The organism is Thermoanaerobacterium sp. PSU-2 (assembly GCF_002102475.1).
Lineage (GTDB): Bacteria > Bacillota > Thermoanaerobacteria > Thermoanaerobacterales > Thermoanaerobacteraceae > Thermoanaerobacterium.
In genome coordinates, this window is record NZ_MSQD01000018.1 from 1 (window position 1) to 12,587 (window position 12,587).

Sequence of the window (12,587 nt, forward strand, 5' to 3'; positions counted from 1 at the left end):
TTTCCCTCGCCGCTTATCGCGACATCGTCTATCTTACCACATTATCTTCTCTCTGTCAACTGCTTTCTGTCTGGTATTTTGTGGTGTCTTTATTCGCTCCTCAAAGAAGCGACGTATGTTAATATACCACTTCTAAAAAAATATATCAACATTAAAATATGTCTATATAAATCAAAATAGACGAGATAATGCAGAAATTACCGCAATTTTCTCGTCTATTCTCCTTTTTACGACTTAAAGTTTTATCAAAGAACCGTCATCTTTCGCGGATTCTATTATTTTGTCTATCACTAACTGACTTTTATAAGCTTCATCAAAAGTTGGTGTTTCTTTATGTACTATTTTCCCCTCTACAATGTTTAAGAAGAAATTCATAAGGCTTGCTAAATGCATGTCTACCATAAATCCCAATGAATACTTAGGATCTGGATATATAGTTTCTAAGTATTTTGAAAATATACTTTTATTTTTATAAGCGCCAATCGTATATTGATTTTCATTTTTTACATATAGATGAGCATATCTGGGCTCCTTTGTAGATATTTTTATTGAACCTTTTGTACCATATATTAAAAATTGTGTTTCTTCCTCAATTTCTGCAGATATCCTCGATGTCTCAACAGTACCCCAAGCACCATTTTTCATGGTTATTCGCACTTCTGTCCAATCGTCTACGTCTACTTCTTCGTAATCGCCTACAGTCTTCGATACAGGCCTTTCTTTAAAATATGTCTTTGAGTTTGCTCGAACTTCATCTACTTCTCCTAACATAAATCGAACAGCATCAATAAGATGTATGCCCAGATCTATTATTGAACCGCCACCAGATGTATCAAAGCGCATTTTCCACGACATAGGTCTTTTCGGGTCCAAATATCCGGAGTGCAACATTAAAGCTTTAAAATTAAGCACATCTCCTATTTCACCATTTTTAATCATATCCCTTGCTTGGTTTATTGCAGGCATAAATCTGTACATCAAAGCTGCTTGATTTATTATATTTTTATCATTTGCCATGTTTGCCAGCTCTAACGCTTCTTCACCATTTAATCCAATAGGTTTTTCAAGGTACACATTCAAATTTCTTTTCATTACTTCGATGGCTTGTTGTTTGTGTAAGAAATTAGGAGTACATATATCAACAGCATTTAAGTTTTTATCTTCTAACAATTCGTCAACGGTTTTTACACCGCCTTCAAAAAAGTAAGGTATACCATTTATGTCATTTTTACATACTGAGCCGAATTTGATTTTAAATGGTAGGTTTTTAAAAATCAAAGGCATTGCAAAACATGCGGTAGCATGAATAGTCCCAATGTATCCCAAACCCACAAATCCTAATTTTATTTCCTTTGCCATAGCAAACACCCTTTCGTTAAAAATTACCATATTATCTATTTATAAATTATACTACATACCTGTATGATTATAAAATTCATCAGAAATCAAAAAGCGGAGGCAATCGCTCCGCATCAAAATTTTTAGTTTATTAAATCAACAGTATAGCTTAGATTATTGTCATTAACACCAATTTTAACTGTTGATGGATCTATTTCATTCCCAATAGAAAAACCTAAGTATGTATTTATATCTACTATCGGCGAAAAAGCATACAGTGTCTTCTTTGATTTTCCACTTGCTTCATCGACGATAAAAATATCACCTGTGTCATTCCTTTTTACAAAATAATAGGACTTTTTTCCAAAGATGTCTTTTGATATGTTTATTACATTTCCATCAACCTTGTAAAACTTTTTTTCGTCGATGTTGTATATGATGCTATCATTCTCATCTGCATCTTTTAAAAGTATGTTGTCATCTTTATACATTGCACTTCCTATTTTAAATCCGACATCATAATTATTTAAGCTTTTACCCGTTAGCACATCTCTTAAGGTAAATGTCTTATCTTCGTAAGCATACAAATTGTCATAATCTATGCATATCAAGTTGCCAGACGATATTTTGCTGTCATCTTTAAATATTCCATTGCCATCATAAAACACCTTTCCCATGTCATCAATACATACATTATTAGCATCAAATGGAAGGTTTTTAGCATATATTTTAAAATTGTCTAAATTTACAATATACGCTTTTGATGGTTTATCATCATCTAACAAAACTAAGTATTTTTCCAAGGGCGACCAATTGACATTTACTTTATCAATATCACCTGAATATATATTACGAAGTTCACCTGTATTAACATTTATTAAATATATTTCATCATCCGACAAACTATTGCCTCCTACCGCAAAATTTCCATAAGGACTGAATATAAATTTTGTCGATTTATTGCCTTGGAAATACTTTAAATTGATTTTTTCTGCATCTATTACCTTGTAAAACTTTTTGTTTCTAAATAGCACCAAAGCTTTTCCATCGTATATAAGAAGCTTGTCGTAATTTGCAAATACAATTTTCTTATAAGCATTGTCATCCGCATTTGAGTAAACAAAATTGTACTGAGGAAGATTGACTTCAGGAAGTCCGTAATACAATTTTTTATAATCTACTTCCATTTTATTAACTTCTTTGTTCTTTACTGTGTTTGCCGTTTTAACGCTATTTTCAACAGGTTTTGCTTTCCCACACGACACAAGAATTGCACATGCCAAAATAACTAACACAGCTATTTTTCTCATTATTGAACAACCTTTCGTTTTTTTATTAAATTATATGCCAAATCAAATCCATTTTATACCAATCATAACACGCTTGTGCAAAATTTGGAATAAAATCATTTTCAATATTGATTTTGGCTATTCTTAGCTGATATAATATAGTTATAGATAAAAAAAAGAAAGGGTTGAGAAATATGGAAAAATGGGAATGCACAGTTTGCGGGTACATATATGATCCAGAAGTTGGCGACCCAACGCAAAATATACCACCAGGAACTAAGTTTGAAGATTTGCCAGATGATTGGGTATGCCCTGATTGTGGTGTAGGAAAGGATCAGTTTGAAAAACTATAAAAATAAGGAGCATTGCTCCTTATTTTTTTGTAACGTATAGTATGTCATTTGTTTCATATACTGCAAGAAAAACGTCTTTAAAATTCGATATGCTGTAAGCGTGCAAATTTTCCATAAGCCACTTTTCATCTTTTCCAATCATCTCTAAATTTCTGTGCAACACTATTCCATCTTCAATGATAGCTATAGGAGCATGTATAGGGGCCTTTCTTATGTCCAGATCCTTCAATGTCACACTTTGACTGTCTACATTCTTTATTATACTTATCTTCCCGTTGCTTTCTAAATATGCAGCATGAACATCTCTAACACTCAAAACATTGTGGAGTCTAAGCTCTGTCATCAGCAAATCTAAGTCTATTTTGCCTTTTTTTAATCCGCTTTTTATGATTTCACCTTCATATATAAGCGGTATGACATCCAAATCAACCATTTTCCTTAATTTAGTGTATTTCATCGTAAAAAAATTAAACAGAATGTACAAAACAGCAAATGTTACACTTGTAATCACAGGGCCCCTCAAACCTAAACTGCTGTCAGAAAGTTGATGAGCAATGATGTTTCCAAAGGCTATAGATATGACAAAATCGCTCATCTTCATATTAGAAAGAGTTCTCTGCCCCATTATTCTTAAAAGAAACAAAAGTAAAACATAAGCAGTTAATGCTCTTAAAACCCATGAGGCCAATGTAAGGTCGCCGTATCCTTCCCAAAACTTTTGCATTGTATCACCTCATGGTTATTGTTCCACTTAACACATCTTATAAATCATAACTTATATCAAGCGCCTTTACCGAATGAGTAATTGCACCAACTGATATAATATCAACGCCTGTTTTAGCCACTTGCAATATATTGTCTTCATTGATATTTCCAGATGCCTCTAATATTGCTTTGCCATCAGTTATTTCAACAGCTTCCTTCATCATGCCAATAGTCATGTTATCAAGCATTATAATATCTGCTCCGTATTTCAGCGCTTCTTTCAGCTCGTGGATCGTCTCAACCTCTATTTCTATTTTCTTAGTATGGGAAACACTGTTTTTGATCATAGTCAATGCGTTTTTAATTCCTCCAACTGCTTTTATGTGATTATCTTTTATTAAAATCCCGTCAGATAAATTGTACCTATGATTAATACCACCGCCTACCAAAACTGCATATTTGTCAAAATACCTTAAGCCAGGCATCGTCTTTCGCGTATCTGTCAATTGAGCCTTAGTTTCACTTATTATGTCCTTAAGCATCCTGACGTATGTGGCTATTCCTGACATCCTCTGCATAAGGTTTAGTGCGACTCGTTCCGCCTTAAGGCAAGAATTCAGTTCACCATAAGTCTCTAATATCAAATCACCTTTTTTAACAGCATCACCATCTTTAAAATACTTTACATGCTCTATATCTTTATCAAAAGCATTAAAAACCATCAAAAAAGCATCAATACCAGCTATTATACCGTCAGCCTTTGCATATAAATATCCTTTAGCTTTTACACCTTTAGTTATAAGCAAATCTGTAGTAATGTCGCCCCACGTTAAATCCTCCAAAATATAGTTATCTATCAATTTTTGTGCTATAATCCTGTCCATCAAAATAAATTTCATCTCCTTTTATCAATATATGTCTTCTGTACATTTCATTTTCTTCCGGGTAATCAGTTCTAAAATGACTTCCTCTGCTTTCCTTTCTTAAAAGAGCAGATATTGTCATGTACTTGCTTAAAATGTATAAACTTAAAAGTTCGCTTTTCGCCCTATCATCTGCATTCATGTAAAGTATATCTCCATGAAGTTTTAGCCAATTAAGCATTGTTTTTAAGCTGCTTTCACTTCTTATAATGCCAACATTCGCCTCCATAAGATGCTGCAGCTTATGCCTCAGTTTATTTACATCTATTTCCATATCAATCTTATCATAATTGTAGAAATGAGAAGGTACAATCTTATTGTTTAAATATTTTTTTGAATCGCTAACAGCCCTCGTGGAAAAAACTAAACCTTCCAACAATGAATTGCTGGCAAGCCTATTAGCTCCTTGTACGCCAGTACAAGCACATTCTCCACAAGCGTAAAGCCCTTTTATAGTAGTTTCTCCGTTTAGATCTGTAGCGATTCCACCCATATAATAATGTGCAGCAGGTGATACAGGTATATAATCTTTTTCAATGTCAATACCCATTTTTTCAATTTTTTCGAATATAGAAGGAAAGCGCCTCTTAAACAAACTTTTGTCTATATTTGAAACATCCAAGTATACATAATCTATTTTGCTTTTGCGTATTTCGCTTAAAATTGCTCTGGAAACCACGTCCCGTGGCGCAAGCTCTTTTAACTCATGATAAAATGGCATAAACCTTACACCTTTTTCGTTTCTAAGTATGCCACCTTCACCTCTTATAGCTTCAGTAATGAGAAACCTTTCCCCATCCTTGCCATGCAGTGCGGTCGGATGAAACTGCATGAATTCCATATCTTTCAACACTGCACCTTGTCTTGCTGCAAGTGAAATGCCATCACCCGTTGATGTGTCAGGATTTGTCGTATTTAAAAAAAGATTTCCGGCACCGCCCGTTGCTAATACAACCACTTTTGCCCACACGATGAAAAATTGATTTGAAACCAAGTTCTTCGCTAAAACACCTTTCACCATATTATCTTTTACAAGCAAATCAAGAACTAAAGTATCCTCGAAAATTTTGACACCATCTAAAACAGATATAAGTCCATTTATTATTTCTCTACCAGTGTAATCTCCCGCATGTATTATCCTATTTGCAGAATGTGCCCCTTCCCTTCCTAGCTCAAGCTGACCATCCTTCTTGTCAAAGTTAACGCCCAAATCAATAAGGCTCTTAATATTTAATGGCGCCTCTTTAACTAAGACTTCTACAGCTTCTCTGTCACATAGCCCCGCACCAGCATAAACAGTATCTTCTATGTGAGACTGAAAGCTATCTACTTGAGATATTACACAGGCTATACCGCCCTGTGCCAATGATGAACTTGAGTGGGAAAGTCTATCTTTGGTCAACAAAAAAACTTCTCCATAGTCCTTTGCCAAATAGGCTGCATTAAGGCCAGCTATACCACTGCCAACTATTGCATAATCGCTCATGTAGCTTTCCACTTCATTAGAATCAAAATTTACGCTGTAGCTCATTTTACATCTAACATCCTTCTAATTGGAATAATAGCTTTTTGTCTAATATCGTCAGGGACTTTTACCTCTGGCCGCAAATTCTCAAGACTATACAAAACATCTTCAATTTTCGTCTTCTTCATGTTGGGACATACCAGCTTATTAGAAGGAAGTATGAATTTTTTATCAGGATATTTTTTCTGCAATTGATGTAATATGCCATCTTCTGTGCATATTATAAATTCACTGGCATTGCTGTCTTTTACAAATTTTATCATACCAGATGTAGAGAAAACTCCATCTGCAATATCTAAAACATCTTCTCTGCACTCTGGATGAGCCAATACCACTGCTTCAGGATATTTTTCCTTTGTCAATTGGACTTCAAGTCTTGACAACTTATTGTGAGTATTACAGTATCCTTGCCAAATTATCATATTTCTCCCTGTCACCTTTTCTACATAGCGTCCCAAATTTTTGTCTGGGACAAAGATAATCTCTTTCTCCTTTGGTATTGTATTTACTACTTTTACAGCATTGGCAGATGTACAGCATATATCGCTTAACGCTTTTACTTCTGCAGTAGTGTTGACATAGCTTACAACATAAGCATCTGGGTGTTGTTCTTTTAACCTTAAAAGTCCATCATAGTCAGCCATTTCAGCCATAGGGCAACCTGCACCTATATTTGGAAGAAGTACCATCTTATCAGGTGACAGTATGCTGGCGGTTTCAGCCATAAAGTGGACACCGCAAAATACGACTACATCTGCATCTGTCTCTGCCGCCTTCCTTGATAATTCCAGTGAATCTCCAATGAAATCAGCGATATCTTGAATCTCTGGTCTTTGATAAAAATGACTTAATATAACTGCATTTCGCTCTTTCTTAAGCTTATCTATTTTATTTAAAATGTCTTTATCCATTTGTATTTCCCCTTTTATAAATTTAATAATATTTTAGCACTTGTATAGTTTATTGTCTATAATGCTGTATATACATAGAAGTGTGATTTCTTTTATTTGCTACTAATATTGTCTTATAAAAAAGCTTTTTATATGCCAACTAAAAATTTTATTATATACTAAAACATTGCGCTGTATGATTTTGTATGGTGAGAAAATAGTAATATAATATTGTTGTGATAAAAATAAATGGAGGGATTTCAATGAATGTTATCGAATTAGCAGCAGAACTCATGGCTTTGTCTGCAAGAACAGCACCAAAAGCATCCGGTCAAGACTTTATAGAGACAAAAGTCATAACCGGAGACGATTTAAAAAGACTTAATGAAGATATGGTTAAATACGGAATAGAATCTGGAAAGAAAAATTTCGATAGGGACGGCAAAAATGTCGAAAGATCTGGCGCCGTGCTGCTTGTTTCTCTTAACAAGCCAAAAAAAGCTGGTTTAAACTGCGGAGCTTGCGGATACAACAAGTGCGATGAGCTGCCAGATTTCAAAAAAGGAACAGAATTTGACGGCCCTATGTGCGCTTGGAGGCTTATCGATCTGGGCATTGCAATAGGATCTGCAGTGAAAACTGCCAGCATGCTAAACGTAGACAACCGAATAATGTACAGGATCGGCATAAGCGCAAAGAGATTAAATCTTATAGATGGTGAAATCGTAGTAGGCATACCGTTGTCAGCTACGGGAAAAAACATATACTTTGATAGATAAAAAGGGCATGGCAATAACCATGTCCTTTCTTACATGTTTCTAAATCCCTCACCTAAAACCTCATGGGCTGTAGACAAAATCACGAAAGCTTTTGGGTCTATTTTTTTGACCACATTTCTTAATGTGGTTACTTCGCTTCTATTTACAACCACAAGCAAAACGTTTTTTTCCTGCTTAGAATATCCTCCAACACCTTTTAGCTCCGTAACACCTCTATCCATGTCGTACAGGATGGAATGGCTTATTTCCTCGTATTTATCTGAGATAATTATAGCAATTCTTTCGTAATCGGTTCCTTCTTGAATGACATCTATGACCTTTATCGCAATAAATTCTGTTGCTAATGCATATAAAGCAAGCTCCGGACTAAACTCGATTCCAGCTAATGCGATTATTATAAAATCTATGATAAGCAAAATCCTGCCAACGGTCAGAAAAGGTATGTACTTGTGAAGCGTCATTGCTGCAAGGTCAGTGCCACCTGTAGTAGCACCGTACTTTATAACTATCCCAAGGCCTAAGCCCATTATAAGGCCTCCATAAACAGCCGCCAGCATCGGGTTATGGGTCATAAGCTTTAAAAACGATAGGGCATCAATTGAAACACCAAGAAGCAAAGTAGAGTACAGCGTCTTAGCTCCAAAAACCGAACCCAAAACTTTGATGGATATTAAAAAAAGAGGAATATTTATGAGGAGTGTGACGGCTCCAACAGGCCACTTAAAAATATAATTTAAAACGATGGCAAGACCGCTTACACCACCAGGAGCAATCTGGTTTGGTATCAAAAATAGATCAAGTGATAAAGTAAGCAGCAGTGTACCTATTGTGATCCAGATAAAATCCATTACGATCTTTTTTACCTTTTCGCTCATAAAAATGTGTCCTTTCTTACATCACTTTGGTTTTTTTGAAAAAAGCACTTTAACCGCAAACTTAGGCAATGCCATCATTCGCTTATATCTCCATGGCTCTTTCAAAAGGCGATAAAACCACTCTAACCCCAACTTCCTGTATATTTCTGGCGCGCGAGTGACTTTCCCTGCTATAACGTCAAAGCTTCCGCCAACGCCAATTGCCACTTTTGCTTTTAATCTATTTTTATTCTCGTATATCCATTTTTCTTGTTTTGGTGCGCCTAATGCGACAAATAATAAATCTGTATTCTTCTCATTTATGTCTTTTATGAATTCCGCTTCATCGTCTTTACTAAAATATCCATCGTGAAATCCAACTATGTCGATTTCACTGTACTGCCTTTTCAAATTAAGATATGCGCCTTTCACCACATCAGATTTAGCACCTAAAAGATATATCTTATACTTTTTTTCAGCGGCAACTTTTATAAGCTCCATCATCAAATCAAATCCTGCAACTCTCTCCGGAAGCTCTTCCTTGTAAATCTTTGATGCAAAAATAACACCACTGCCATCAGGAACATTTAAGTCTGTCTTGTTTAAAATCTCCTTATACTCAGGATCTTTCTGCGCCATCATTACAATCTCAGCATTTGGAGTGGCAATCATATGAAGTCTATCTTCAGATAAAAATTTTTCTACAGCATCAACAGCTTGTTTCATATTAACTTTATCAATCGGCACATCGAAAATCACAAACCTTCCAACCATCTTTACACCTCGTCATCATTATTTTTTAAATATACGAAGTTGTTTTTAGACAATTCTCTTAACGCTTTAAGATGAATTTTTAAATTCTCTATAAACTCATCTCTATTGTTTAAAATAGATTCAGCATAGTTGACTATTTCATCTGAAGAAAACTTGTCTATCTTAAAAATCTTTGAATCGACTGAATTCAAAAAACCATCAATTTTCGGATCGTAAGATATGCCTATAAATGGCACTAATGCCACCAAAGCAAATATCAGTGAATGAAGTCTTACCCCAATAAGTAAACTGCATTTTTTTATTATTCCCAATATTTCATTAGGCTCGTACTTACCTCTTATGACCTTATAAGGAGATTTTAAGTAGTTAGCTACCTTCTTACTCTCTAATTCATCTTTTTTATAGTAAAATGGCAAAAAAACAACTTCTAAGTTGTACTTTGTTGATATGGCATCAATAGCTTTAGCAAGCTCTACTCGCGATAATTCATTGTTTCCCCACTCTCTGGTACATACAACTATGTACCTATTCTTATCGATTTCCTCGTCTTCCAATATTTTCTCTATTCTTTCATCGCTGCAGACATTTAAGTTAACGACAGGATCAGCAGCGAGAATAGCATTTTTTTCGATATTAAGTTCTTTTAAAATAGAGAGCGAATCCTTGTCTCTTACCGTAATCATGTCTACCTTTTTTAATAAAAAATTAGCCAAAATTTTATTGTATTTGTGCTGTATAGGCCCTATTCCTTGTCCTACGATGTACACTTTTTTTCTCAACAAAATACCTAAAAAGATTATTGATAGATAGTACCATAAGCTTTTGCTGCTTGTGACATCTTGTATTAAACTTCCACCGCCGCTTATAATGACATCAGAATCCCTTATCCCGTTAAAAATATCTTTAAGTGAATTTCGATTTATAGACTTTACACCGTACTTAGATGAAGTAACATAAGGCGCATTTGAAAGCACCGTGATGTCATCTACACCTCTTTCTTTAAGTCCGGCGACGATGCACTCTAAGACAGCATCATCGCCAGTGTTTTCAAAGCCATAATACCCCGATATCAAAATTTTCATTATCTTTACCTCCACGGCTTAATAAAAGTAAGTAAAATCAATTGTGAACATTCTTTATCTTTATATATCTCATAAAAACATCAACAACTTTTAATGCAACTAACCCTATTATAAGCCCAAACACCCAGCTTATTACAGTACGCTCTAACGCAATTTTAAGCACGCTTTCCACATGACTCATAGTATTAGGCATCGACAGTATTCCAATAGATGCCAGTATTCCAAGTATAAAATTCATTGATTTTGATTTCTTTTTAGCAGCGTATATGCTTAATATTAAAGCAGGATATCCAACTAAAAATTCCTTCGTCCTTGGCCTTGCTACAAGGTAATGTTCAAGCAAGCTTCTAAACTTAAGCTCTATAGATGTAGGCTTTATGATTGGTGAATTGCCTGTTCGCGAAATATATACAATTCCTACAAAACCAGCTATCAAAACAGCCAATACATGCCATATCTTAATCTCTGTATTTAGTATCTTAATGGAAGCATCAGTCAATTTCTTAAATGTATTTATATTCCACACTTTATAGCCGTAATACGCTATATACACTACCACCGGTACCGTAAATGACAACTTCACGCCTCTAAAGTAGTCTAACTTCAACATGTATTTGCTGTCTGCCATAATCGCCGCAATTATTAACCCACCGGCTAAAGATATTAAAACAGTCTTAAAGAAAATGTAAAGCGAATCTCTCACATAATGGCCATCTTCTCCGCCATCGATAATCTTTTTGCTGCCATCGATGAAATACCCTATAGCCAGCGATGGATATATTATAGATGACAATAAAGCTACTGATTTGACGCCAAGGTCATTGTACTTTGTTAAAATCAAAAGCGCCGATATGACGATGCCTAAAATCGTAAGTATTAAGGAGTACCTTTCCCTAAGTCCAAAAAGCATTAAGAGGAGAATTCCACCTGCAACAACGCCTAAGGAAATCAACACTTCTATTATCTTTGATTGATGAATCGGGCTTAAAGGCTTTACTACGCCTAAATTAAGTCCTGCATAATTCACAAGGTCATTTATCTCTTTCAACATGGATATGTTCTGCTTCAAATTGTAATTTTGAGACTTAGTCGTATCGACTTTTGCTCTAATGTATATAATTCGCACATCTCTCTCTATGATAGATCTGTACCATCTATCAACTATTCCACTTGTATCGTACTTAGCTGTCTCAGCTTCAGAAAGGCCGTAAACTTTAGCTCCATCGTAACCGTCAAATTTCGTAAACTTTTCTGTTCCAGCTTGTAAGCTTTTGCCCATAGGTGTATCAATAATTCCGATAGCGATTCCGTTCTTTTTAAATAAAGATGCCGCATACGATATTTTATCAGGGTTTCCCAATACATCATTTCCGCCAAACACTACTGTCTTCACGCCGTAATGTTTTAAAAGCTCTACGTAGTTTTGTATGTCTTTGTCTTTTATGCCATTGTAATTTTCAACCCTTGGTATTATATCAAGACCCAATGATTTTACCATGTCTAAATCATTTTTGTCAAAACCTAAGCCTTGGTCAGCAAAAGTGTCCATGTCTTCGTTTAAGATAAATGCATAGTTATTCCCATTTTTTAAAATAGTCAACTTGCCAGACGGTACCCTTTTAGTCAAAGATGACTTCAAGAAATCATAAGTCGAAACATCGTCTGTAGTTACAACGATATAATCCTTCTCGATCCTTTTTTGGCTGTCGCTTAAGCTTTTAATGTATGACGTCAGTGCAGAATTGCCAGCGGTATTCTTAAGGTTATAAATATTTTCCACATCCGACATTTTGTAAAGTGCTATTTTGCCGATTTCCTGAAGTCTGTTTAACGTTACTTCAGGTACTGCCACTCCTTTTAAGCCGTTATCTTTTAATGTTGTCAGAACTTCCTGTACACTCATTCCCGTATTCTCAGCCAAATTTTCAAAGTTATAAAGGTCAGCCACGGTTTCCACCGTGTTGTACTTATTTTCAATGCTAATTCTTGATACATCTACAATTGCAGATACTGCTAATGATAGTGCTACAAAAAATACGAGTATTTTCTTTAGACTCAAAGAATATCTCTCCTTC

The 12,587-nt window shown here is 35.1% G+C and carries 12 protein-coding genes; 2 read left to right on the forward strand and 10 right to left on the reverse strand.

Annotated elements, in window-relative coordinates; genetic code table 11:
- Nucleotides 1–234: 234 nt before the first annotated feature.
- The gene (locus BVF91_RS11620; protein ID WP_085113563.1) at nucleotides 235–1,359 is read right to left on the reverse strand and encodes a Gfo/Idh/MocA family protein; all 1,125 of its coding nucleotides are present in this window, start codon (nucleotides 1,357–1,359) and stop codon (nucleotides 235–237) included.
- A gap of 122 nt (nucleotides 1,360–1,481) precedes the next feature.
- Entirely contained in the window at nucleotides 1,482–2,648 is a 1,167-nt protein-coding gene (locus BVF91_RS11625) for a hypothetical protein (RefSeq protein WP_085113564.1), read from the reverse strand.
- Nucleotides 2,649–2,821: 173 nt separating this feature from the next.
- On the opposite strand from BVF91_RS11625, the gene rd reads away from it, so the two are divergent.
- A complete protein-coding gene (rd, locus tag BVF91_RS11630; RefSeq protein ID WP_013787237.1) occupies nucleotides 2,822–2,980 on the forward strand; it encodes a rubredoxin in 159 nt (52 codons plus the stop codon).
- Between the two features lie 19 nt (nucleotides 2,981–2,999).
- Here the strand turns inward: rd and BVF91_RS11635 are convergent, their stop codons facing one another.
- The 4 genes from BVF91_RS11635 to nadA are packed head-to-tail and all read right to left on the reverse strand — an operon-like array spanning nucleotide 3,000 to nucleotide 7,044.
- Nucleotides 3,000–3,704: a DUF421 domain-containing protein gene (locus tag BVF91_RS11635; protein WP_085113565.1), complete on the reverse strand. Its 705-nt coding sequence runs from the start codon at nucleotides 3,702–3,704 to the stop codon at nucleotides 3,000–3,002.
- Between the two features lie 37 nt (nucleotides 3,705–3,741).
- Entirely contained in the window at nucleotides 3,742–4,569 is an 828-nt protein-coding gene (gene nadC / locus BVF91_RS11640; RefSeq protein WP_502688662.1) for a carboxylating nicotinate-nucleotide diphosphorylase, read from the reverse strand.
- A complete protein-coding gene (gene nadB / locus BVF91_RS11645) occupies nucleotides 4,535–6,139 on the reverse strand; it encodes an L-aspartate oxidase (protein ID WP_085113567.1) in 1,605 nt (534 codons plus the stop codon). The genes nadC and nadB overlap by 35 nt, the downstream gene beginning before the upstream one ends.
- Nucleotides 6,136–7,044 carry a quinolinate synthase NadA gene (gene nadA, locus BVF91_RS11650; protein WP_085113568.1) on the reverse strand — a complete coding sequence of 303 codons (909 nt, stop codon included), beginning with the start codon at nucleotides 7,042–7,044 and terminating at the stop codon, nucleotides 6,136–6,138. Before nadA ends, nadB begins: the two co-directional genes overlap by 4 nt.
- A gap of 242 nt (nucleotides 7,045–7,286) precedes the next feature.
- Between nadA and BVF91_RS11655 the strand changes: the two genes are divergently transcribed.
- Entirely contained in the window at nucleotides 7,287–7,802 is a 516-nt protein-coding gene (locus tag BVF91_RS11655; protein WP_085113569.1) for a ferredoxin domain-containing protein, read from the forward strand.
- Nucleotides 7,803–7,831: 29 nt separating this feature from the next.
- On the opposite strand, the gene BVF91_RS11660 is transcribed toward BVF91_RS11655, so the two are convergent.
- The 4 genes from BVF91_RS11660 to BVF91_RS11675 are packed head-to-tail and all read right to left on the reverse strand — an operon-like array spanning nucleotide 7,832 to nucleotide 12,571.
- The gene (locus tag BVF91_RS11660; RefSeq protein ID WP_085113570.1) at nucleotides 7,832–8,677 is read right to left on the reverse strand and encodes a YitT family protein; all 846 of its coding nucleotides are present in this window, start codon (nucleotides 8,675–8,677) and stop codon (nucleotides 7,832–7,834) included.
- 21 nt (nucleotides 8,678–8,698) lie between these two features.
- On the reverse strand, nucleotides 8,699–9,430 hold the full coding sequence (locus BVF91_RS11665) for a WecB/TagA/CpsF family glycosyltransferase (RefSeq protein WP_085113571.1): 732 nt from the start codon (nucleotides 9,428–9,430) through the stop codon (nucleotides 8,699–8,701).
- Nucleotides 9,431–9,432: 2 nt separating this feature from the next.
- Nucleotides 9,433–10,512: a polysaccharide pyruvyl transferase CsaB gene (gene csaB / locus BVF91_RS11670; protein WP_085113572.1), complete on the reverse strand. Its 1,080-nt coding sequence runs from the start codon at nucleotides 10,510–10,512 to the stop codon at nucleotides 9,433–9,435.
- Nucleotides 10,513–10,549: 37 nt separating this feature from the next.
- Nucleotides 10,550–12,571: a DUF5693 family protein gene (locus BVF91_RS11675; protein WP_085113573.1), complete on the reverse strand. Its 2,022-nt coding sequence runs from the start codon at nucleotides 12,569–12,571 to the stop codon at nucleotides 10,550–10,552.
- Between the last annotated feature and the right edge of the window lie 16 nt (nucleotides 12,572–12,587).